Genomic DNA, 22,160 nt, shown 5'->3' with positions numbered 1-22,160 from the left:
CTCAGCGCCCGATATGCCCTTCCAACTCCCCAGGCCCCTCCGTGCGCTCCGCGTCCCCCGAGATCAGCAGATCCTCGCCCCCAGCCCGTTTGGGCGTCAACGACACCGAAACCCGATGCGTCCGCCCCCGGGAAACCCCCGCCTCCGCGTCCCCCGAGACCACCCAAGCCTTGAACCCGAACTTGCCCTTGGCGTCCGCCCGCAACTCGACCGCGAACTCCAACGTGATCGGCCCCACCAGGAACGCGACCTCCTCCCCGGCCCCCCGCCCCGCAGCCTCCAGCAACTCGGCCCGAACCGCCGCCACGGCATCCGCCAACTCGATGTCCACGAACCCCCACCTTCCAACCCCGACCCGACCCGCTAACCCTAGAAACCCCGACCCACCCAAACCCCCCAACGACCACACCCGGCCACCCACCGCCACAAACCGAGAAATCTTGTGGAGAGCCTGCCGCGTCGGCGGCCTGAGCGCACGGGGTTGGTCAGCCTCCTGCTTGCTACCGATGTTCTGGTTGACCGCCCTCCGCCTCTCGAGACGGAGGGCCGTTGCTTCCGGACCCGGTATGGCTTCCCGGTCCGGTAATCGACCAGGTGAGCCCCCGTGACCCTTGCGGATTGCGATCAGATGAGCAGGGTCGACCGGCTGGGCTCCTCCAGCTCGTTTGCCGCGGCCGCCGACGCGCACCCAGCCGCTGACCGTCATCACCCGGGAGGCGTTCCTCGCCGCGTATCCCGACCAGGACACCGAGATCGGGGATACGGAATCGCCTAAGAACTTCGACCCGCAAGCTCGGCAAGTATATGAAACTGGCGGTTGTCATCGCCTAGTCGCGATGGAAGCATTCGCCGCGATCAGCGAAAGTCCGGCCCACACAACCTTTGAGGAGGGTTCCCTATGTTCCCTGGACGTTCGAGGACGGCCTTAGCCGTGGTGTCCGCGACTGCGGGACTGTTGTTGGCGACGGCTCACGTCGCGAAGCGCAGCACCCGCGCCCGGACCGCCGCGGCCAAGGCGGACACGTTCTGATGCTGGGCCGGGGCCACGACTCCCTTTCGGCTCACCGCCACCGGTACGACGGTGTACGCCGCTCATCGCTCTGCAGGTGGAGAAAGGGGCAGCGATATCCGAAGCGTCCTTCACGGCAGTGAGAGCGGTTACATTGAGTGTTTCTGAGCAGCTGATGGGGGAGGGGAAATGGCATCTGGTATCGGCCCAGATCCGGTACGGCTCGGAGAGATCTGCGGAGCGCTCGCCGAGGTGGGAGCCGAAATCGTCCATTTGAATTCGGGCGGCGACGATGTACCGATCGTGCGTATACCCGGTCACCCGGTGATCGAGGTCCACGAGATTCGTGATAGCGACGTCTCCAACACCGCCAGAGTCTTGGCCGGCGCCTACCTGCTGGAGTTCGGCGACCGCACCGGCGGGGTGATCGCCTTCGGCACCACGGGGCAGGTCACCGAAGTGATCGAGGCGCTGGTCCAGCACCTCACCTCCCGAACACCTCCGCAGTAGCCGCTCCGGGCTGGACACGTTGTCTTTCCCAGCCCGATGGTCGCGGGGCAGACGGTGGATCCCGCCTGGGATAGCAGACGCCAGGCGGGATCCATGTGGGCTACATAACCTTGCGGCTCCCTGGGCAAGACCCAGGCCGCGCGGGCCGCCCACCCCCAGCGGGTGGCTCGATCAGGCCTCTTTGGCGCGGCCGGAGTGCGCCCGAGAAGTGCCGTGCCGAGGGGCCTGGCCGGGCAGAGGCTCTGCTCGGTGTCCGGCCGGACCATCCCCGCATGCGCGGGGCGGAGACACCGGCGGGCACCGTGGCCAGAGGCGGGTTGACGATCTGGCCGTCCTTGATGTGGACGGCGTTCGTGTCGCCGACGCGGTCGCCGTGGCGGAGCGTCCAGGCCCGCTCGATTTCGTCGTGCGGGTCGAGGCCGGTGCCGCCGCGACGGGCGGCGCGGGCGGTGATCGCCTCGGCGAGACGGCGCTGGCGCTGTTCGGCGGCCTGCGGCGTCGCCAGCCCCAGGTCGTCGGCGAGGTCAGCCCCCCGCCTGTCGGCTGAGGACGGCAACGTCATCGTGACCGAGCATTGCCTGGACAGCCTCGCCGAGGGTGGCGAGTCTGATACTTCGCGAACGTCAGGCGCCGACTACCGATGTATGTGATCGGCGGTCGGCTGGATCGACTGGAAGCGTTCCTTGGCGGATACGACCAGCACGCCCTGCGCCATGGCGGCCCAGGCCTTGGCGGCTGGACGGACTGGCTCATCGCCAAACGCGGCGAAACCTGCAATTCATCGTGCGCGCTCCCAGGCGGCTGGGGCCGCTGTGACCTGCCACAAGAACAAGGTCGTCATCCTTGACGCTGGCTCCGTTTCCTGCTCAACGGTGCGGCGTCAGCAGGTGGCGATGAGGCCCTCCACCACGGCTCGGAGCCCGTCCAGGTAGGTGTCCTGGGCGGTCAGCGACGTCCATCGGTCGGCGACTTCTGCCAGTCGGGGAAGTTCGTCGGGGTCGAGTTCGGCGAAGACCCGTTCCCGGTAGGTCGGACGGCCGTCACCGGTGCGTCGCCGGGCTGCCGCGGCCCGGATCACGATCTCTCCGGCGGAGTGATACCAGATCGTGCGGTAACCATGCACGGCCTGCTCAAGGGTCAGGCCGCACTCGACCAGGCCGTCGATGATCTGCTCGACGAACCACAGTGCGGAGGTGGACATCAGGTCGTCGGCGGTCAGTACCTCCACGGTCCAGGGGCAGGCGGCCAGCGCCTGGTGGATCGCGGCGGCGGCGGCGATGGTCCGCTCGCGGGGGTCGGTGGGCAGTTCGGGCCGGTGCAGCGTCCGCGCCGCGTAGTCGTCCAGCAGCAGGACCAGCAGTTCCTCTTTGTCGCGGACGTGGTGGTAGAGCGCCATCGGCGTACTGCCGATCTCCTTGGCCAGCCGCCGCATGGTCAGCCGGTCCACGCCTTCCTCGGCCGCGATCCGGCGGGCTGTCTCGACGATCTCCTCGCGGGAGATGCGGGGCGGCCGGCCGGGGGCTCTGCGCGGTTCGGGCTGTTGCGGCATGTCTCCATCATCGCGCAGGTGTCGACAACGACGATCACGGCGAGCTATTTTTCTTACATGTATAGAAACCTTCGTGGGCATCCTGGCGCGGTGCTGGCCGCCGCGGCGGTCGCCCAGTTCGTCGTCGCCCTGGACATGTCGGTGGTCAACGTCGCACTGCCCGCCATCCGCACCGCACTCGGATTCGCCCCGCTGGACCTGTCATGGGTCGTGCATGTCTACGCGCTGACGTTCGGCGGGTTCCTCCTGCTGGGCGGCCGCGCCTGCGACCTGTACGGACGGCGCCGGCTGTTCGTGCTGGGCCTGGCCGTCTTCGGGGCGTGCTCGCTGGCCGGCGGGCTGGCCCAGGCTCCCTGGCAGCTGATCGCCGCCCGCGCCGGGCAGGGCCTGGGCGCCGCCGCGGCCGCCCCGGCCGCGCTGGCGATGCTGACCACCACCTTCGCCGAGGGCCCCCGACGCGTCCGCGCGCTCGGAGTGTGGAGCGCGGTGAACGCCGCGGGCGGCGCGCTGGGCGTGCTGGTGGGCGGGCTGTTGACCGAGTACGCCGGCTGGCGCTGGGTGATGCTGATCAACCTGCCCGTCGTCGGGGCAGCGCTCGCGCTGGTCCACCTGGGTGTGCCCGCTCAGGCGCCGCCGGCCCGGCGCGAGCGGCTGGACGCGCTCGGTGCCGTCCTGGCGACCGGTGGGATCGGGCTGCTGGTGTTCGGCGTCGTCCGCACCGACACTCGAGGGTGGGGATCGGCGGCCACGCTGACGACCCTCGCCGCCGCGGCCCTGCTGCTGGCCGCCTTCATCCTCGTCGAGTCCAGGACCCGCGCGCCGCTGCTGCGGCTCGGACTGCTGCGCAGCCGCTGGGTCGCCGGCGCCAACGTGCTGGTGTTCATGGCGGCGGCCGGTCAGTTCGCCGCGTTCTACTTCGTGTCCCTGTGCATGCAGCAGGTCCTGGGGATGGGCGCCGCCGCGACCGGCGCCGCGTTCCTGCCCTTCTCCATCGGCCTGGTCGCGGGCACCGTCGTCGCGACCCGCGTCACCGCGGCCCGTTCCGCCCGCGCGTCCCTGGTGCCCGGCGCTCTGCTGGCCGCCGCCGGCCTGGGCTGGTTCGCCTTCATCAGCCCCGGCGGCGGCTTCCTCACCGACGTGCTCGGCCCGTCCATCATCACCAGCGTCGGCGCCGGACTTGTCCTTGCCCCGGTCGTCGCCGCCGCGACCACCGGTGTCGCGCCCCGCGAGGCCGGCATGGCCTCCGGCGTCCTCAACAGTTCCCGCCAGCTCGGCGGCTGCGTCGGCCTGGCCGCCCTGGCCACCCTCGCCGCGCACCGCACCGGCACGGCCACCGATCCCACCGCCCTCAACGACGGCTATGCCCTGGGCCTGGCCGTCACCGCCGCCCTCTTCCTGCTCGCCGCGGCCGTGGCGATCGGCGTGCTGCCCCGCCGCCGGGCACCCGCACCCCTCTCCCGACCCGCCGTCCCCACAGACCCTCGATTGGAAGGAACACCCTCATGACGACGCCCATCGACCTGTTCGCCTCGGCGCTGCACTTCCACCCCGGCGGCGACGTCCGGGCTGCCGAACGCCAGATGACCAACGGCGACTCCGGCGCCTGGCAGATCGCCGCCTTCCACGTGGAGACCGACGCCGACGTCCACGCCGACCACTGGGAGATGCACCCCGAGGCCGACGAGGCCGTGTGCTGCCTGACCGGCGGCGTGCGCCTCTACCTCCGCCCCAACAGGCCCGGGGACGGCGAGGAGATGGTGCGGATGGCGGCCGGCACCGCCGTGATCGTTCCCCGTGGCCGCTGGCACCGCCTGGAACTGGACGCTCCCAGCGACCTGATGTCGATCACCCTGCGCCGCGGCACCCGACTCGAGAACCGCACCCTGACCCACTAACCGGAGCCCGGCCCGGCGGACCATCACCGCCGGGCCACCACAAGCCCCCGGCCAGTGGCGATACCGCGGCCCCCACGGCTCGCTCACGCCACGGGTCGTTCGCTTGCTGGCCGGCATTGGTGAGGCTCGGCAGCAGGGTCGTGGAAGAGACGCAGGCTGGCCAGCATCATTCGGGTAGTTCGAATCACCGTCGAGCGTGCTGGGTTCGCAGGATCGCAACCCACCGCACATAGGTCGCGGCGGCATTGCCAAACGTCGTGTCGTGCTCGTCGGCGTCGTGTATGGCCGCATCCGGTCAACGGCGGCAGCATCGGCGGGATGAAGCGTCCACGCCGCGCCGTGTGCGTCCATATCGCGAATCCGACCTGAATTCGCCTGATCCGAAGCTACTGGAGCCCGGCTACGCGCGGATCGGTCCGGGACGCGCGCGGAACCACTCCGCCCCAACGAGCACCGGCCTTACCGCATCGTCAATGCGGAACCGGAAATATCGGAGAACTCGTCCTTTGTGCCGTTAACCTACGGTCGTGGCCGATCGGATCCGTGCGGAACTGGCGGCGTTGGAGACGGGGGAAGCCGGTCTCCGACGCGCATACGAGCGGTTTAAAAGTACGTTGGATCGTCTGGACGGCGAACTGCGAACGTCGTTAGCCGCCTGGTCGGGAGAGGACCGGACGGCCTACGACCAGGCGCACCGGGAATGGACCGAGGCCGCGCGTGATATCGCGCGTCGGCTGGATGAGCTGCATCGGCACGTCGCCCGGGCACGGCTCAACTTCCACGCCTCCCTTCGGGCCAACCACGGCATGTGGAACCCGACATGAACCCACCGCCGGGTCCGGCCTCGCCCGCTCCGGCGCGGGTCGACATCACGCCCGAGAAGGTCGACCGGGCGGCGGCCAACTTCGCGGTCGGCCAGCAGGACTTGGTCAAGGCGTACACGACCCTGTCGCAGAAGCTGTCCGCGCATTCGGCGGGCATGGCCGGCTTCGACAAGGCCGCCCACCAGTTCGCCGCCTTGTACGACCCCGCCGCCAAAGCCGCCTACCAGGCGTTCCACATGGCGATCGAGGCGTTGGGCGGCACCTCCCCTCGGCCTCACCCAGACCGTCAACAATCACCTGGCCGCCGACCACCACTCCCGCGCCGACAACCCCCGAGGCGGGCCGCCGCGCTTCCCCCCGCATCCGGTGTCGCGAAACTTCGCGGTGGCCGCCGCGCCGCCCTCGGTGATCGGCGCGATGAGCTGGGCGCCCAACACCACCATCCCGCTCCTGCACAACGAGGTGCCGCACCTGCCCGGCTGGGTGGACGACCTGCTCGGCACCTCCAACGACTGGCCGCAGGGCAACCCCGACATGTTCGATCAGACCGGCGACGCCTGGGCGGAGGCCGCCCGCGAGATCGGCCAGGTCGCCTCCTGGCTGAACTGGACGATCACCACCATCCTGGACCCGGCCGACAACGCCGAACACACCGCCGTCGCCGACTACTGGGCCACCCTCTACCGGCCCGGCGACTCGTCCACCGTCATGGTCGGCCTGCAGACGATGTGCGCCGCCCTGGGCAACGCCTGCCACCAGTACGCCCAGGCCATCCGAGACGCCACCCGCATCGTCACCGGCGAGCACATCGCCGAGATCGTCCTCCTCCTCAGCGCCGGAGCCGTCGCCGGCCTGTTACGCAAACTGTTCGGCCGAGTCCTGTCCCGCGTCGGCGCCTCCATGCTCAGCCGCGTCGCCGCCATCACCGAACGCCTGGCGCTCCGCCAGATCCTCGCCGACCTCCTCAAAGCCACCGCCGACACCAAAGTCGTCAAAGCGGTCCAAGCCGCCTTCGACAAGACCGTCCTCAAGGCGCTCGGCAAGGACCTCGCGACCACAGAACGCCGACTCGGCCTCGTCCCCGGCACCCCCGAATACGAGGCCCGCCTGGCGGAACTCGCGAAAGACCCTGCCAAGGGTGGCAGGATTAACGGCGCGTCGGAACGTGAGGCGGAGGTCGGGCTACAGTCCGAACGCGATGGTCTCCTGCCCGGCCCGATCAAGCGGGCACCGTTCGACGCGGCGGGGAAAGACCAGGGCGAGTTCGTCGACGCGGCTGGCCAGCATTGGGACGTCAAGAGTTCTCCTGATTTTCAGATCAGCGCGGCGTTGTACCCGCCGCTGCCGATCTCTAGGACGTTCATTCCCAGCTCGATCCCGGCCTCCTCCAGCATGAACGCCTGGACGTGCATGTCGGAGACCGAGCTGAGCGCGTTGCCCTCTTCGTCCCGCTTGGTCACGACGGCCTCGAACGGCTCGTACGCCTCCTGCGGCGCGACTTCGGGGATGAACCGGTGCCGGGGCACCGCGCGCATCGCCTCAGCGACGGCGTCCGAGACGATCGTCCCGTTGTCGATCAGCTGATCGACGGCCCGGTTCCGCCAGCGGGTGACCTGCTCGCCGGGCTCGCTGGCACTGGTACCGACTCTGGGCTCGCTCACGAAGGTTCCTATCTCCAGCCTGGACGCGGTTCGGGTGGGGCGCGCGAGTGCCATCGGGAACAGCCGATGCCCGTGCTCGTCAGGCACCGCGCGGCCTCGGCGCACCTGTCCCAGGACATCGACGACCACCTTGTGAACCGCTCGACGATCACCTTGAACGCGCGGACCGCCCGCCACCGAGCACCACTCACTTCGCCGCAGGAGGCCCCTCGGCGCAGCGGTGCCGCCGCCTCGCCCCTTCAGAGAACACCCATCGAGGAACGCGAGGTGGGCCCGAACGCCCGAGCGACTGATCAAAGTGGTCAAAAACCGCGATTGCGGGGAGCCTTCGCAGCCGAGCGCATGAACATCGCGCCGGGAACGGACTACTCTGGCCTGACCTAATTGGGAGTTGAGCATGGCAGACGTCAAGGTTACCTATGACCCGAAGGCGAATGCGGCATATGTCTATTTGGCTAGTCCGGAAGCTGGTCATCGCGTGGCGCGTATGTATGCTTGCGATCCTGTCGAGGTCGGCGGAATGATCAATCTGGATTTGGACGAGAGCGGGCGTCTCATTGGCATAGAAGTCCTGCATGCCAGCTCGAAGCTGCCTCGTCGGCTACTCGAGGCCGCAGAGCGCCCGAATGTCGGAAATGAGTGATCTGCTTCGACCCTCGACAACTGTCCGAGCATTTGGGTGATCGACTGTGCGGCTCCGGGGTGCGCGAACGTATATCTCGGTTGTCGTCAACGTTGCCGTCAAGCCGGAACGACTGCTGTGGGGGTTCCTGCAACGATTCTTCAACCCTCTCGGGATTAAGCCTCGCTTGCTTCGGGTAGACGATGCAGCCTCCGTCCCTCGTCCGGAGGTGAGCTCGGATGATCCGATGGCGAGAGCGGCCTCAGTCGCTTGACAACCCCGGATCGCGGTCGTAGCCGCCGACTGCTCCGCCTTGTCTGCGCACTAGGCGGCTATCGCTGCCTCTTCCAGTCGGTTTGCTCGCAGACGCCGGGGACGCGTCCTGGACGTGGTGCGTCGGTAGCTGTCATTTCGGTCGGGTTCGTCGGGCTTGTTGGAGTAGGTGGCGGGCCAGGGCGGCGCTTCGGGTCGTGGCGGTCGCGTGCTCCTGGTCGTGTGTGGCGTTGAGGACGTCGGTGACGGGCGGCGGTAGGGGTGTTCGGTCTGGTGGGTCTTTGTGCTGGGTGGGTTCGGTGGTGGGCGGGGTGTCATCGTCTGGGGACGTATCGGGTTGGGGGCGGGGCGCGGGTATGAGGACGGGTGGTCGGGTGGGGGGCGTCGTGGTTTCCGCTGGCGGCTTCCGCCCGGGCCCGGGCCCGGGTTCGGGTGCCGGGGTGGAGTTCGTCGGCTCGGACGAGCCGGGGAGTTCGTGATGGGGCTTTTCGGGTGGACGTGTGTGGTGGGTTGTCCAGTCTGGGTCGGCGGTCGTGTGTTCGTCCTCTGGGTGGGCGGTGGCTTCGTGGGTGGCGGTGATCGCGGCGAACACCGCTCGCAGGGGACGGATCAGTTCCAGGAAGGCGCGGTGTTCGGCCCGGTCGGCGCGGTACTGCTTGACGCGGGCGGTGAACAGCTCGAAGGCGCCGAGTTCACGGGCCGCGTCGTCCAGGGTGCGGGGGCCGCGCTTCCAGCCGTGGGGGCCGCGTTCGGCGAGGCCGTACACGCCGAGGACGCGCAGAGACGCCTTGACCGATGAGGCGCTGAGGCGGGTGCGGTGCTCCAGGTCGACCGACCGCGTCTCGACGGCCGTCCTGCGGGACGCGGCCCATTGGGACGAGGTCGTCACCGGACTCGGCTACGAGCACCTGCGGCGGCACCGCCTGCGGCACACCGGGCTGACGTGGATGGCCGACGCGAGTGTTCCGGTCCACGTCTGAGCCAGGGAGGGACACGGCGGCAGGGAACGAAAAAGCCCCGCTGACCTTGGCTTATGCCAGGTCGGCGGGGCTTTGAACTACTGTCGGGACGGCGGGATTTGAACCCACGACCCCTTGACCCCCAGTCAAGTGCGCTGCCAAACTGCGCTACGTCCCGGTGCCCGCCGCAGCAGGCGTGATTACTGTAGCGCAGTCCGCGGGGGGATGCGTACCGCGCCGGGTGGCGGGCGGGCCGGGTCACGGGGTGGTCGGCGGGCGGTCAAGGCGGCGGCGAGGTCGGCGGCGGGCGGTCGTGGGGGGTCGCGGCGGCGGGCGCGGTCGGGTGATCATGGTCAGGGGTCGGGTGCGGGGGCCGGTGCGCGGGGCGCGCAGGGGACGGAAGGCGTCCCGGTATGGGGTGGATGTCCGGGAAAACGCAGAGCAAAAACCTGGGCTAAGGACGAAATTGCCGGGAGACCCCGTTCCCTGGCCTATGTACCTTTTCAAGGACGAGGTCACGGGGAAGGGGCACGGCGTGAGCGCTGGTGAGGGCACGGCTCCCGCGGACGACGGTGCGGACGCGCCGGCCGCGGACCTGTCCGACCTGCGCGGCGCGGTCCGGGACCGGGCGCTGATCGCCGAGGCCCGCGGGGCGCTGGCCGGGCGGCTCGGCGTGCCGCCGGGGGAAGCCCTGCAGCACCTCATCTGGCTCGCGCGCGACATGGACCTCGACCTGCCCGAGGCCGCCAAGCTGGTGGCGCGCGGCGAGCCCGACAAGGAGGAGGCCGCGCCGGACGCCCCCACGCGCGCGCCCGAGGTCGAGGAGACGCTGAACGCCCGTCCGCCCGGGGAGGCCGAGCGCGAGGAGATGCTGCGGTCGGTGACGGCCGCGAACACCTCCGGCGACGCCGAGCTGATCGACTCCCTGCCCGACGACGCCGAGGCCCGCTCGGTGCTCAGCGCGACGCTGGACAGCTCGGCGCAGCTCATCCCCGTCCGCCGCGACGACGGCCGGGTCTACGACTTCATCTACGCCGACCTGAACGACCGCGCCCGCGACCTGTTCGGCCGGGGCGCGGAGGAGCTGCGCGGCCGGCGGCTCCTGCGCACGGACCCCGGCACGGCGCTGTCGGGCCTGTTCGACTCCTACGTCGAGGTGCTGGAGAAGGGCGAGCCGTACCACGGCGGCCCGCTGGTGTACTCGACGGCGCAGGAGGGCGTGTCCAAGTCGTCGCGGATGACGGTCCGCGCCGTCCGCGTCCCGACCGGCATCTGCATCAGTTGGCGCTACCACTTCGAGGAGGACCGGGCGCGCCGCCGGCTGAACCGCGTCGAGCGCCTGGGCCGCCTCGGGTTCGGCGAGTGGGACCTGATCGGCGGCGAGGTCGAGTGGTCGGACCAGATGGCCGCGAACTACGGGGTGTCGGTGGCGGAGGCGCCGTCGTCGCCGGGCGACCTGGCGAAGGTCGTCGCGCCCGCCGACATCCCGCTGGTGGAGGACGCGCTGCAGACGCTGTTCACCCGCCTCGAACCCGTCGAGGTCGAGCACCGGGTGGCGCTGTCGGGCGGCCGGTACCGCTCGCTGTGGGTGTTCGCCGAACCGGTGCTGGACAGCAACGGCCTGCCGGTGTCGGTGAACATCGTGTCGCAGGACATCACGCGCCGCCGCCGCATCGAGCGGGCGCTGTCGCAGACGCGCCGCCAGATGCAGCGCCAGCAGGTGCGGATGACCGAGCAGCAGCGGCTCGCGGCGACGCTGCGCCGGGCGATCCTGCCGGACGACGACGACGTCCGCCAGCTCCCCGGCATGGACGTCGCGGTGCGCAGCCTCGCCGCGGAGAGCGCGGCCCGGATCGGCGGCGACTGGTTCGCGACCCGGGTCCTGCCGGACGAGACGGGCCTGTTCGCGATCGGCGACGTCGCGGGCCACGGCCTGCCCGCCGCGGAGGCGATGGCGCGGAGCCGCAACGGCCTGCTGGGCCTGGCGTCCACGGGCGAGCCGCCGGGCCGCCTGGTGGGCTGGCTGAACGAGCTGGTCAACGACACCGAGCCGACGACGGGCACGGCGCTGGTCGGCAAGTACGACCCGGCCGAGCGCCTGCTGACCTGGGCGTCGGCGGGCCACCTGCCCCCGGTGCTGCTGCGCGGCGGGACGGCGGTGGAGCTGCAGGGCGAGCCCGACCCGATGCTGGGCGCGCTCGCGGGCGCGGAGTACGAGACGCACGAGATCCGCCTGTACCCCGACGACGTGGTGTTCCTCTACACCGACGGCCTGGTGGAGCGCCGGGACGCCGACATCACCGAGGGCATCGACCGCCTGACCGACGTCCTGCGCGACGCCCCGGCGGACCTCAAGCAGGTTCTGGACCGGGCGCTGACCGGCATGCGGCCGGACCGCGCGGCGGACGACATCACGCTGTTCGCCGTCCGGGCGCGGTAGGCGTCAGTCGCCCACGGCGGACGCCCCCACGGAGGTCAGCAGCGTCCCGACGGCGAGCCCGACGAGCCCGGCGATGACGGCCCCGGCGATCTCCCCGGACAGCGACATGTCGAGGGTGAACGGCCAGACCATCGCCACGACGGTCGCGAGCGCGACGATCCAGCCGAAGAACCGCAGCGGGCTCGGCGTGCTGATCGCGAGCAGGTGCAGCACGGCGGTCGCGACGAGCGCCGCGAGCGCCCCGGCGGACGCGACGCCGAGCGCGCTGGCGTCCGCGACGCGCCGCTGCCCGGCGGGGAGCCAGACGGGGATGTCCAGCACGCCGCGCGCGACGAAGACGCCGATGACGCCGACGAACGCGGCGACGACGGCGGTCGCGACGCCGCCCGCCCACAGCCGGGCGGGTTGGGGACGGGGCCGCCGGGGCGGCCGGTCGGGCGGCGGGTAGCCGTCGTCGGTGCCGTACGTCATGGCGGGTTGATGCCCGGCGCGGCGGGGTGGGGACGCGGTCCGGGCGCAGGCTTGGCCGGGACTTTGCCCCCTGGTCGTCCAACCAAGCGTTTGCTACGGTACGTCCGTGAGCGCGACCGACACCCCCGCCGACCGAGCGTTCCGCGCCGAGGTCCGCGACTGGCTCCGCACCGCTCTGGACGGCGAGTTCGCCGAGGTCAGAGGACTCGGCGGCCCCGGCCGCGAGCACGAGGCGTTCCCCGAGCGGCTCGCCTGGGAGCGGCACCTGGCGGCGGCGGGCTGGACGTGCGTCGGCTGGCCCGCCGAGCACGGCGGCCGCGGCGCGACCGTCGAGCAGCAGGTGATCTTCCACGAGGAGTACGCCCTGGCGGCCGCGCCCGCCCGCGTCGGCCACATCGGCGAGAACCTGCTCGGCCCTACGCTCATCGCGTTCGGCACCGACGCGCAGCGCGCCCGGTTCCTCCCGAAGATCCGCGCCGCGGAGGAACTGTGGTGCCAGGGCTACTCCGAGCCGGACGCCGGATCGGACCTGGCGAACGTCCAGACGCGGGCCGTCCTGGACGGCGGCCGCTGGACGATCACCGGCCAGAAGGTCTGGACGTCCCTGGCCGCCGAAGCCGACTGGTGCTTCGCGCTCTGCCGCACCGAACCCGGCTCGGCGCGGCACCGCGGCCTGTCCTACCTGCTCGTCCCGATGCGCCAGGACGGCGTCGAGATCCGCCCGATCGTGCAGCTCACCGGCACGTCGGAGTTCAACGAGGTGTTCTTCGACGGCGCGCGCGCCGACGCCGGCCACATCGTCGGGGAGCCCGGCGACGGCTGGCGCGTCGCGATGGCGACGCTCGGGTTCGAGCGCGGCGTCGCGACGCTCGGCCAGCAGGTCGGGTTCCGCCGCGAGCTGGACGGCGTCGTCGAGCTGGCCCGCCGCACCGGCGCGCTGGACGATCCGCTGCTGCGCGACCGCCTGACGCGCGCGTGGATCGGGCTGGAGGTCATGCGGCTCAACGCCGTCCGCACGATGGCGGGCGTCGCGGCGGGCGCGCCCGGCCCGGAGTCGTCGATCTCCAAGCTCGTCTGGGGGACGTGGCACCGGGAGCTGGGCGAGCTGGCGATGGACGTCCTCGGCGCGGCCGGGACCGTCACCGGTGACGACCACGACCTGAACGACGCGCAGCGGCTGTTCCTGTTCTCCCGCGCCGACACCATCTACGCCGGATCGAACGAGGTCCAGCGGAACATCATCGCCGAGCGCGTCCTCGGCCTGCCGAGGGAGGCCCGCCCGTGACCCCGCCCCCGTACGTCCCCGGCCACGCGCTGCTGGACGGCCGCTCCGTCGTGATCACCGCCGCGGCGGGCGCGGGGATCGGCGGCGCGACGGCGCGCCGCTGCCTGGAGGAGGGCGCGCGGGTCCTGCTGTCGGACGCGCACGAACGGCGGCTCGGGGAGTCGGCCGCCGCGCTGGCCCGCGAGTTCGGCCGGGACCGGGTGGCCGCGCTGCCCTGCGACGTCACCGACGAGCGCCAGGTGGCGGCGCTGTTCGACACCGCGCTCGCCCGGTTCGGCCGGATCGACGTCGCGGTGAACAACGCCGGGCTCGGCGGCACCGCCGACCTGGTGGACATGGCCGACGAGCAGTGGGACCGCGTCCTGGACGTCACGCTCACCGGGACGATGCGCTGCACCCGCGCCGCGCTGCGCCGGATGCGCGCGCAGGGCGCGGGGGCGGTCGTCCACAACGCGTCCGTGATCGGCTGGCGCGCGCAGCGCGGGCAAGCGCACTACGCGGCGGCCAAGGCGGGCGTGATGGCGCTGACGCGGTGCGCGTCGGTGGAGGCCGCCGACTACGGCGTCCGGGTGAACGCGGTGTCGCCGTCGCTGGCGATGCATCCGCACCTGGTGAAGGTGACGTCCGAGGACCTCCTGGACGAGCTGACGCGGCGCGAGGCGTTCGGCCGGTACGCCGAGCCGTGGGAGGTCGCCAACGTCATCGTCTTCCTGGCCAGCGACTACGCGTCCTACATGACCGGCGAGGTCGTGTCGGTCTCCAGCCGGCACCCCTGAGAACGGAGAGACAACCCATGCCCGAGGCGTACATCGTCGACGCCGTCCGCACGCCCGTGGGGCGGCGCGGCGGCGGCCTGGCCGAGGTCCATCCCGCCGACCTCGGCGCGCACGCGCTGCGCGTCCTCATGGACCGGTCGCCCGCCGACCCGGCCGCCGTGGACGACGTCGTGTTCGGCTGCGTGGACGCGGTCGGGCCGCAGGCCGGGGACATCGCGCGGACCTGCTGGCTGGCGGCGGGCCTGCCCGAGGAGGTGCCGGGCGTGACCGTGGACCGGCAGTGCGGGTCGTCGCAGCAGGCCGTCCACTTCGCGGCGCAGGCCGTCATGTCCGGCACCGCGGACCTGGTCGTGGCGGGCGGCGTGCAGAACATGTCGCAGATCCCCATCGCGTACGCGATGACGGCCGCCGCGCCGCTCGGCTTCGACCGGGGGCCGTTCGCGGGCTCGCACGGCTGGGCGCGCCGGTACGGCGACCGGGAGGTGTCGCAGTTCGCCGGGGCCGAGCAGATCGCCCGCGAGTGGGACATCTCGCGGGAGGCGATGGAGGAGTTCGCGTACGCCTCGCATCAGCGGGCGATCCGCGCGATCGACGAGGGCCGGTTCGACCGGGAGATCGCGCCGGTCGGCGACGTCGCCGCCGACGAGGGGCCGCGCCGCGACACGACGCGGGAGAAGATGGCCGCGCTGCGGGCGCTCGTCCCGGACGGCCGCCTCACCGCCGCGCTGTCCTCGCAGATCTCCGACGGGGCCGCCGCGCTGCTCGTCGCGTCCGAGCGGGCCGTCCGCGAGCACGGGCTGACGCCGCGCGCCCGGGTCCACCACCTGTCGGCGCGCGGCGAGGACCCGGTCCGGATGCTGTCCGCGCCGATCCCCGCGACCGCGCACGCGCTGCGCCGCACGGGCCTGGCCATCGACGACATGGACGCGGTCGAGATCAACGAGGCGTTCGCGTCGGTCGTGCTGGCCTGGCTGAAGGAGACCGGCGCGGACCCCGCCCGCGTCAATCCGAACGGCGGGGCCATCGCGCTCGGCCACCCGCTCGGCGCGACCGGCGCGCGCCTGATGACGACGCTCCTGCACGAACTGGAGCGCACCGGCGGCCGGTACGGGCTCCAGACGATGTGCGAGGGCGGCGGCCAGGCCAACGTGACCATCCTCGAACGGCTGTGAGGCCCCTATAGTCGGGGCGATCATCCGGGGAGGTGGGCATGACCGCGCTGCTGGACGGTCTGCGGATCGTGGAGGTCTCCAGTTTCGTCGCCGCGCCGCTCGGCGGGCTGACGCTGGCGCAGCTCGGCGCGGAGGTCGTCCGCGTCGACCCGCTCGGCGGCGCGGCCGACCGGGGCCGCTGGCCGCTCGCGCCGTCCGGGACGAGCCTGCTGTGGACGGGCCTGAACAAGGGCAAGCGGTCGGTCGCGGTGGACTTCCGGTCCGCCGGGGGCCGCGCCGCCGTCGCCCGGCTCGTCGCGGAGACCGGGATCGTGCTGACGAACGCGGTCGGCCGCCGCTGGCTGTCCTACGAGACGCTGGCGCGGGACCGGCCCGACCTCATCCACCTCCAGATCGAGGGCCGCCCGGACGGCTCGGCCGCCGTGGACTACACCGTCAACGCCGGACTCGGGTTCCCGCTGATCACCGGCCCGGCCGACGCGGCGCGGCCCGTCAACCACGTCCTGCCCGCGTGGGACGTGGCGTGCGGCCTGTACGCGGCGGTCGGCCTGCTCGCCGCCGAGCGCCGCCGCGCCCGCACCGGGGAGGGCGCGCGGATCAGGCTGCCGCTGCACGACGTCGCGCTCGCCACCGCCGGGAACCTCGGGCTGCTCGCCGAGGCGCGGCTCGGCGGGGTCCGCGAGCGGTCCGGCAACGACCTGTACGGCGGGTTCGGCCGCGACTTCGCGCTCGCGGACGGCGGCCGGGTCATGGTCGTCGCGCTCACCGCGCGGCACTTCGCGGACCTGTGCGCCGCGACCGGGACCGCCGGGACCGTCGCGGAGCTGGAACGGCTGCTCGGCGCGGACTTCGGCGCGGACGGCGACCGGTACCGCCACCGCGAGTCCGTCGCGGCGCTGCTCGCCCCCTGGTTCGCGGCGCGCGCCGAGGCCGAGGTCGCCGCCGCGTTCGCCGGGACGTCGGTGCTGTGGTCGCCCTACCGGCGGTTCGCCGACCTCGACCAGGACGCCGAACCGCTGCTCGCGGACATCGACCAGCCGGGCGTGGGCCGGGTCCGCGCGCCCGCCTCGCCGCTGGACGCGGGCGACCGCGCCGTCGTCCCCGCCCCGGACCTCGGCGCGGACACCGACGCCGTCTTGAGCGCGGCCGGGCTGGACGTCGCGGCGCTGCGCGAGGCGGGGGCGATCGCGTGATCGACGTGTCCGGGTGGCGGCCCGAGCCGCGCGCCGCGACCGAGGTGATCGGGCCCGGCCCGGCCGCCGCGCTCGCCGGGCTGCTGGACGTCGATCCGCCGGACGGCGAACTCCCGCCGCTGTGGCAGTGGCTCTACTTCCTCGACCGCCCCGCGCAGCGCGAACTGGGCGAGGACGGGCATCCGCGCGCGGGCCGGTTCCTGCCGCCGATCCCCGACCGGCGGCGGATGTTCGCGGGCGGGCGGCTGACCGTCCGCTCGCCGCTGCGCTTCGGCGACACGGTCACGCGCCGCGAGGAACTGGCCGGGACGGCGGTGAAGCGCGGCCGGACGGGCGAGCTGCTGTTCGTGACCGTCCGGCAGACGTTCCTGCGGGACGGCGAGCCGGTCATGACCGAGGAACAGGACCTCGTCTACCGCAGCGGCGACCCCGAGCGGCCCGCGCCGCCGCAGGACGGTCCGCCGCCGGAGCCGGACGCGCCCTGGTCGCTGCGCCTCACGGCCGACCCGGTCCTGCTGTTCCGCTTCAGCGCGCTCACCTACAACGCGCACCGCATCCACTACGACGCCGAGTACGCGACGGGCGCGGAGGGCCATCCGGGACTCGTCGTCCACGGCCCGCTGCTGGCGATCCTCTGCCTGGAGCTGCCGCGCCGCGCCGGGCACCCGGTGCGCGAGCTGTCGTTCCGCGCCCGCGCGCCGCTGCACGCCGGACGGCCGTTCGCCGTGGCGGGCTCCGCCGGGGGAGACCTCGCGGTCCTGGCCCCCGGCGGCGGCACGGCGATGACGGCCGGGTTCGGCTAGGTCAGGCGCCGATCAGGACGCCGTTCGCCTGGTACGCCGCGATGAGCTGGTCGCGCACCGTCCCGAGCCGCTTGCGCACCTTCGCGACGCCGAGCGCCCCGCCCGACAGGCCGGTGTTGCCGAGGCCGATGTCCAGCACGACGGTGCCGTCCGCCTGCGGGTGGACGATGAGGCGGTACTTGTAGTGCGTCGCGATGACGCCGAGCAGCAGCGCCTTGAGGCGGGTGCCCCGCTCCAAGAAGCCCTGCTGGCCTTCCTGCTCCCACGTGATCCGGAAGCCCTCGGGCTGCAGGGTCTGCTCGAGCTGCTGGAGGGCCTGCTGCGGGCTTCCGTTGACGTGGATTCGGAACTGGTCGGCCATCGGGGGGTGCTCCTTGGGGTCGGGAAACGGCGGGGGGCCGTCCGTCCCGGTCCCGGGCCGGATCGCGGCCCCCTCGCCGACGATCTGGGGGGGACGAGCATGGCGGATGCGCGGCCCCGTGTCGAACCGTTTCGCCAGGTTCGTCCAATCTTTTCCGCGCGGAACCCGGCGATTAGGGTGGGCGGTAAGGGCTCACTTTCAGGAGGTCGCGTGACGAGCAGGCTGCAGCAGACCCACGGGCTGACCGACGACCAGCGCCGGATCATCGCCGCCGTGCGGGAGTTCGCCGACAAGGAGATCATCCCCGTCGCGGCCGAGCTGGAGCGCGCCGACGCCTACCCCGAGCGGATCGTCGCGGGCATGCGCGACCTCGGGCTGTTCGGGCTGATGATCGACGAGGAGCACGGCGGGCTCGGCGCGTCCCTGCTCACCTACGCGCTCGTCGTGGAGGAACTGTCGCGCGGCTGGATGAGCGTGTCCGGGATCGTCAACACGCACTTCATCGTCGCCTGGATGATCGCCCACCACGGCACCGACGAGCAGAAGGCGCACCTCCTGCCGCGCATGGCGACCGGCGAGATCACCGGCGCGTTCTCGATGTCCGAGCCGGGCTGCGGGTCCGACGTCGCCGCGATCCGCACCCGCGCCGTCCCCGACGGCGACCACTACGTCGTGGACGGGCAGAAGATGTGGCTCACCAACGGCGCGACGTCCACGCTCGTCGCGGTGCTGGTGAAGACCGACCCGGGCGCGGGCCACCGGGGGATGACGACGCTCCTGGTCGAGAAGCCCGCCGGGTTCGGCGAGGTCGCGCCCGGCCTGACCGTCCCCGGCAAGATCTCCAAGATGGGGTACCGGGGCATCGACACCACCGAGCTCGTCTTCGACGGGTACCGCGTCCCCGCCGACCGCGTCCTCGGCGGCACGCCCGGCCGGGGCTTCTACCAGATGATGGACGGCGTCGAGGTCGGCCGCGTCAACGTCGCCGCGCGCGGCTGCGGCGTCGCCCGCCGCGCCTACGAGCTGGCCGTCGATTACGCGCGGCGGCGCGAGACGTTCGGACGGCCGATCAGCGAGCACCAGGCCGTCCTGTTCCGCCTCGCGGAGATGGCCACCAAGGTCGAGGCCGCCCACCAGATGGTCGTGATGGCCGCGCGCCGCAAGGACGGCGGCGAGCGCAACGACCTGGAGGCCGGCATGGCCAAGTACCTCGCCAGCGAGTACTGCAAGGAGGTCGTCGAGGCGTCGTTCCGCATCCACGGCGGCTACGGCTACTCCACCGAGTACGAGATCGAGCGGCTGTACCGCGAGGCGCCGATGCTGCTCATCGGCGAGGGCACCGCCGACATCCAGAAGATGATCATCGGTCGCCGCCTGCTGGAGGAATGACCCCCGGCGCTAGGGTGGCGGCATGGCTGACACGGCTCCGACCAGCGATCAGCGGCGGCGCGGCGAGCTGCGCGACTTCCTGACCTCGCGGCGCGCCCGGCTCACCCCGGCCGACGTGGGGATGCCCGCGTCCGGGCGGCGGCGCACGCCCGGCCTGCGGCGCGAGGAGGTCGCGGTCCTCGCCGGGGTCGGGGTGTCCTGGTACACGTGGCTGGAGCAGGGCCGCGACATCAAGGTGTCCGGCGAGGTGCTGGACGCGGTCGCCCGCGCGCTGCGGCTGGACGCGGCCGAGCGCGAGCACCTGTACCTGCTCGCCGGGCTCAACCCGCCGCCCGCCGAGGCCGCCGCGCCCGCGCCCGTCGCGCCCGAACTCCGGCAGGTGCTGGACGCGTGGTCGCCGCGCCCCGGCTACATCCGCGACCCGCACTGGAACTTCGTCGCGATCAACGACGCGGCCCGCGCCTGCTTCGGCTACGGCGAGGACGACTACAACTGCCTCGTCACGTTCTTCACCAGCGCCCGCTACCGGGCCATCCAGCCGCGCTGGGCCGAGGCCGCGCCCGGCGTCGCCGCCCGGTTCCGCGCGCACGCCGCCCGCTTCCCCGGCGACCCGGAGTTCGCGCGGATCGCCGCCGACCTCGGCGCCGTCAGCCCCGAGTTCGCCGAGCTGTGGGCGCGGCACGAGGTGAGCGCGTCCGCGCGGGCGGTGAAGGCGGTGCGGCACCCCGACGTGGGCGAGCTGACGTTCGACGCCGCCGCGTTCCCGGTGCCCGACCTGCCCGGCCACGACATCGTCCTGCACCACCCCCGGCCCGGCACCGGGACGCAGGAGCGGCTGGAGCGGCTGATGGCCCGGCCCCGGCTGGCCACCGCGAGCTGACCGCGCCCCGCCGTCGCCAGGGTGGTGGTGCCACACCCAGGATGAACGGCGTCTGTTCCCCTCCGGCGGGCGGCCGCATGATCGTGGTCACCGGGGCGACCGCCCCGGGCACGGAGGGAAGAAGATGCGCACACGTGAGTTCGCCGGGACGCGGGTCGGCGCGGTCGGCCTCGGCTGCATGGGCATGAGCTGGGCGTACTCGGCGTCCGAGCGGGACGACGACGCCTCGGTCGCGCTGATCCGCACGGCGCTGGACCTCGGCGTCACGTTCCTGGACACCGCCCAGATCTACGGCGTCGGCCACAACGAGACGCTGGTCGGCCGCGCGCTGGCCGGCCGCCGCGACGGCGTCGTCGTCGCGACCAAGACGGGCCTGGTCGCGACGCCCAGCGACACCGGGCAGGCCGCCATCGGCCGCGACGCCCGCCCGGAGACGGTCAAGCGGTCCGCCGAGGACAGCCTGCGCCGCCTCGGCACGGACGCCATCGACCTGTACTACCTGCACCGGATCGACCCGGACGTCCCGCTCGCCGAGAGCTGGGGCGCGCTGGCCGAACTCGTCGCGGAGGGCAAGGTGCGCCGCCTCGGGCTGTCGGAGGTCACCGTCGCGCAGGCCGCCGAGGCGCACGCGATCCACCCGGTCGCCGCCGTCCAGTCGGAGCTGTCGCTGTGGACGCGGGACGCGCTCGGCGCGCCCGGCGGCCACGCGGGCGGCGGCGCGGACGCGGTGGCCGCCGAGAGCGAGGTCGGGGACGTCGTCGGCTGGTGCGCCGGGCACGGGGCCGCGTTCGTGCCGTTCTCGCCGCTCGGCCGCGGGTTCCTCACCGGCACGGTCACCTCGGCGGACTTCGAGGCGACCGACTTCCGGGCGGCCAACCCGCGCTTCCAGCGGGACGCGCTGGCCGCGAACCTGCGGATCGTGGACCGCGTCCGGGCCGTCGCGGACCGGCACGGCGCGACGCCCGCGCAGGTCGCCATCGCCTGGACGCTCGCGCAGGGCGACCACGTCCTGCCGATCCCCGGCACCAAGAAGGAGCGGTACCTGCGCGACAACGCGGGCGCCGCCGACCTCGACCTGACCACCGCCGACCTCGCCGAGCTGGACGAGGTCCCGGCCGCCACCGGAAGCAGGTACTGAGCGATGCGGGCCGTCACCATCCCCGAGTTCGGGTCCGCCGACGTGCTGCGCGTCGCGGACGTCGCGGTCCCCGAGCCGGGACCGGGCCAGATCTCGATCGACGTCGAGTACGCGGGGGCGAACTTCGCCGAGGTGCTGTACCGGCGCGGCGTCGTGGACGTCCCGCTGCCGTTCGTGCCGGGCATCGAGGTCGCGGGCCGCGTCCGCGCGCTCGGCCCGGACACGGCCGGGCCGCCGGTCGGCACACCCGTCGCCGCGCTGACGATCGTGGACGGCGGCGGGTACGCGGAGGTCGCCGTCACCGCCGCCGAGCTGGTCGTCCCGCTGGACGGGCTCGCGCCCGGCACGGCGGCGGCGGTCCCGTCCAACAGCACGACCGCGTTCCTCGTCCTGGACCGGGCGGCGCGGATCGAGCCGGGCGAGAGCGTGCTCGTCCACGCCGCCGCCGGGGGCGTCGGCAGCCAGCTCGGCCAGGCCGCCCGGCTGCTCGGCGCGGGCCGCGTGGTCGGCACGGTCGGAAGTCCGGCGAAGGCGGAGGCGGCGCTGGCCTTCGGCTACGACGACGTGGTGCTGCGGGACGCGCCGCTCGCCGAGCGGTTCGACGTCGTCGTGGACATGGTCGGCGGACCGGCGCGCCGCGCGAGCCTGGACGCCCTCGCGCCGATGGGGCGGCTCGTCGTCATGGGCAACGCGTCCGGCGCGGACGACGTCGGGGTCCCGGCGAACGAGCTGTGGTTCGCCAACAAGACGGTGACCGGGTTCAACCTCGCCGCGTTCGCCGCCGCGTTCCCCGCCGAGACGGGCCGGGCGCTGCGCCGCGCGGTGGCGGCGGCCGCCTCCGGCGACCTGCGGCTCTCGGTCGCGGAGCTGCCGCTGGCCGACGCCGCCGAGGCGCACCGCCGCATCGAGTCGGGCCGTACGACGGGCAAGCTCGTCCTCGCCGTGTGAAC

At 72.7% G+C, this 22,160-nt stretch carries 23 protein-coding genes, 1 tRNA gene and 1 pseudogene; 19 read left to right on the top strand and 6 right to left on the bottom strand.

Annotated features, from left to right (window positions below; genetic code table 11):
* Position 1: 1 nt before the first annotated feature.
* Positions 2–331: a trypco2 family protein gene (locus G339_RS0107815; RefSeq protein ID WP_019630517.1), complete on the bottom strand. Its 330-nt coding sequence runs from the start codon at positions 329–331 to the stop codon at positions 2–4.
* Between the two features lie 867 nt (positions 332–1,198).
* Here G339_RS0107815 and G339_RS38640 point away from each other — a divergent pair.
* A complete protein-coding gene (locus G339_RS38640; protein WP_157407427.1) occupies positions 1,199–1,519 on the top strand; it encodes a hypothetical protein in 321 nt (106 codons plus the stop codon).
* Between the two features lie 340 nt (positions 1,520–1,859).
* A complete protein-coding gene (locus G339_RS0107800) occupies positions 1,860–2,066 on the top strand; it encodes a hypothetical protein (protein WP_019630514.1) in 207 nt (68 codons plus the stop codon).
* 333 nt (positions 2,067–2,399) lie between these two features.
* Here the strand turns inward: G339_RS0107800 and G339_RS0107795 are convergent, their stop codons facing one another.
* Positions 2,400–3,068: a TetR/AcrR family transcriptional regulator gene (locus G339_RS0107795; RefSeq protein ID WP_019630513.1), complete on the bottom strand. Its 669-nt coding sequence runs from the start codon at positions 3,066–3,068 to the stop codon at positions 2,400–2,402.
* Between the two features lie 18 nt (positions 3,069–3,086).
* On the opposite strand from G339_RS0107795, the gene G339_RS0107790 reads away from it, so the two are divergent.
* From G339_RS0107790 to G339_RS41205, 4 genes and pseudogenes are all read left to right on the top strand, one after another.
* Positions 3,087–4,574 carry an MFS transporter gene (locus G339_RS0107790; protein WP_240489761.1) on the top strand — a complete coding sequence of 496 codons (1,488 nt, stop codon included), beginning with the start codon at positions 3,087–3,089 and terminating at the stop codon, positions 4,572–4,574.
* Positions 4,571–4,963: a cupin domain-containing protein gene (locus tag G339_RS0107785; RefSeq protein WP_019630511.1), complete on the top strand. Its 393-nt coding sequence runs from the start codon at positions 4,571–4,573 to the stop codon at positions 4,961–4,963. Before G339_RS0107790 ends, G339_RS0107785 begins: the two co-directional genes overlap by 4 nt.
* 527 nt (positions 4,964–5,490) lie before the next feature.
* Positions 5,491–5,787: a WXG100 family type VII secretion target gene (locus G339_RS32975; protein ID WP_019630510.1), complete on the top strand. Its 297-nt coding sequence runs from the start codon at positions 5,491–5,493 to the stop codon at positions 5,785–5,787.
* A gap of 417 nt (positions 5,788–6,204) precedes the next feature.
* Positions 6,205–6,654: pseudogene (locus G339_RS41205) on the top strand (WXG100-like domain-containing protein); the annotation flags it as partial.
* Positions 6,655–7,100: 446 nt separating this feature from the next.
* On the opposite strand, the gene G339_RS41065 reads toward G339_RS41205, so the two are convergent.
* A complete protein-coding gene (locus G339_RS41065; RefSeq protein ID WP_420804487.1) occupies positions 7,101–7,502 on the bottom strand; it encodes a class I SAM-dependent methyltransferase in 402 nt (133 codons plus the stop codon).
* A gap of 343 nt (positions 7,503–7,845) precedes the next feature.
* Here G339_RS41065 and G339_RS37560 point away from each other — a divergent pair, with 343 nt between their 5' ends.
* From G339_RS37560 to G339_RS38635, 3 genes are all read left to right on the top strand, one after another.
* Positions 7,846–8,091 carry a DUF2283 domain-containing protein gene (locus tag G339_RS37560; protein WP_084693164.1) on the top strand — a complete coding sequence of 82 codons (246 nt, stop codon included), beginning with the start codon at positions 7,846–7,848 and terminating at the stop codon, positions 8,089–8,091.
* A gap of 787 nt (positions 8,092–8,878) precedes the next feature.
* A complete protein-coding gene (locus G339_RS36540) occupies positions 8,879–9,142 on the top strand; it encodes a hypothetical protein (protein WP_019630508.1) in 264 nt (87 codons plus the stop codon).
* Positions 9,143–9,155: 13 nt separating this feature from the next.
* Positions 9,156–9,323: a hypothetical protein gene (locus tag G339_RS38635; protein WP_019630507.1), complete on the top strand. Its 168-nt coding sequence runs from the start codon at positions 9,156–9,158 to the stop codon at positions 9,321–9,323.
* Between the two features lie 83 nt (positions 9,324–9,406).
* Here G339_RS38635 and G339_RS0107760 read toward each other — a convergent pair.
* Positions 9,407–9,480 (bottom strand) — tRNA-Pro (locus tag G339_RS0107760).
* A gap of 357 nt (positions 9,481–9,837) precedes the next feature.
* Here G339_RS0107760 and G339_RS36535 point away from each other — a divergent pair.
* The gene (locus tag G339_RS36535; protein WP_240489760.1) at positions 9,838–11,742 is read left to right on the top strand and encodes a PP2C family protein-serine/threonine phosphatase; all 1,905 of its coding nucleotides are present in this window, start codon (positions 9,838–9,840) and stop codon (positions 11,740–11,742) included.
* Between the two features lie 3 nt (positions 11,743–11,745).
* Here G339_RS36535 and G339_RS0107750 read toward each other — a convergent pair whose 3' ends face one another.
* Positions 11,746–12,213 carry a DUF6069 family protein gene (locus G339_RS0107750; RefSeq protein WP_019630505.1) on the bottom strand — a complete coding sequence of 156 codons (468 nt, stop codon included), beginning with the start codon at positions 12,211–12,213 and terminating at the stop codon, positions 11,746–11,748.
* A 106-nt stretch (positions 12,214–12,319) separates the two neighbouring features.
* Between G339_RS0107750 and G339_RS0107745 the strand changes: the two genes are divergently transcribed.
* From G339_RS0107745 to G339_RS0107725, 5 genes are read left to right on the top strand one after another with little or no spacing between them, the layout of a single operon-like run.
* Positions 12,320–13,498 carry an acyl-CoA dehydrogenase family protein gene (locus G339_RS0107745; RefSeq protein WP_019630504.1) on the top strand — a complete coding sequence of 393 codons (1,179 nt, stop codon included), beginning with the start codon at positions 12,320–12,322 and terminating at the stop codon, positions 13,496–13,498.
* Positions 13,495–14,274, top strand: coding sequence for an SDR family oxidoreductase (locus tag G339_RS0107740; protein WP_019630503.1), 780 nt, complete (start codon positions 13,495–13,497; stop codon positions 14,272–14,274). Before G339_RS0107745 ends, G339_RS0107740 begins: the two co-directional genes overlap by 4 nt.
* Before the next feature lie 17 nt (positions 14,275–14,291).
* Complete coding sequence (locus G339_RS0107735; protein ID WP_019630502.1) at positions 14,292–15,446, top strand: acetyl-CoA C-acetyltransferase; 1,155 nt, start codon at positions 14,292–14,294, stop codon at positions 15,444–15,446.
* 38 nt (positions 15,447–15,484) lie between these two features.
* Positions 15,485–16,639: a CoA transferase gene (locus G339_RS0107730; protein WP_019630501.1), complete on the top strand. Its 1,155-nt coding sequence runs from the start codon at positions 15,485–15,487 to the stop codon at positions 16,637–16,639.
* Entirely contained in the window at positions 16,636–17,442 is an 807-nt protein-coding gene (locus G339_RS0107725) for an HTD2 family dehydratase (protein ID WP_019630500.1), read from the top strand. Before G339_RS0107730 ends, G339_RS0107725 begins: the two co-directional genes overlap by 4 nt.
* A gap of 1 nt (position 17,443) precedes the next feature.
* Here the strand turns inward: G339_RS0107725 and G339_RS0107720 are convergent, their stop codons facing one another.
* A complete protein-coding gene (locus G339_RS0107720; RefSeq protein ID WP_019630499.1) occupies positions 17,444–17,803 on the bottom strand; it encodes a hypothetical protein in 360 nt (119 codons plus the stop codon).
* 210 nt (positions 17,804–18,013) lie between these two features.
* Here G339_RS0107720 and G339_RS0107715 point away from each other — a divergent pair, with 210 nt between their 5' ends.
* The 4 genes from G339_RS0107715 to G339_RS0107700 all read left to right on the top strand — a co-directional run bounded on the left by G339_RS0107715 (position 18,014) and on the right by G339_RS0107700 (position 22,158).
* Positions 18,014–19,192, top strand: a complete 1,179-nt coding sequence (locus G339_RS0107715; protein ID WP_019630498.1) for an acyl-CoA dehydrogenase family protein — start codon at positions 18,014–18,016, stop codon at positions 19,190–19,192.
* Between the two features lie 22 nt (positions 19,193–19,214).
* The gene (locus G339_RS0107710) at positions 19,215–20,072 is read left to right on the top strand and encodes a helix-turn-helix transcriptional regulator (protein ID WP_019630497.1); all 858 of its coding nucleotides are present in this window, start codon (positions 19,215–19,217) and stop codon (positions 20,070–20,072) included.
* Between the two features lie 124 nt (positions 20,073–20,196).
* Positions 20,197–21,210, top strand: coding sequence for an aldo/keto reductase (locus G339_RS0107705; RefSeq protein WP_019630496.1), 1,014 nt, complete (start codon positions 20,197–20,199; stop codon positions 21,208–21,210).
* 3 nt (positions 21,211–21,213) lie between these two features.
* Complete coding sequence (locus G339_RS0107700; RefSeq protein WP_019630495.1) at positions 21,214–22,158, top strand: quinone oxidoreductase family protein; 945 nt, start codon at positions 21,214–21,216, stop codon at positions 22,156–22,158.
* Positions 22,159–22,160: the final 2 nt, after the last annotated feature.

The organism is Actinomadura atramentaria DSM 43919 (assembly GCF_000381885.1).
GTDB classification, from domain to species: domain Bacteria; phylum Actinomycetota; class Actinomycetes; order Streptosporangiales; family Streptosporangiaceae; genus Spirillospora; species Spirillospora atramentaria.
This window is presented reverse-complemented; position numbering and strand designations above follow the sequence as displayed.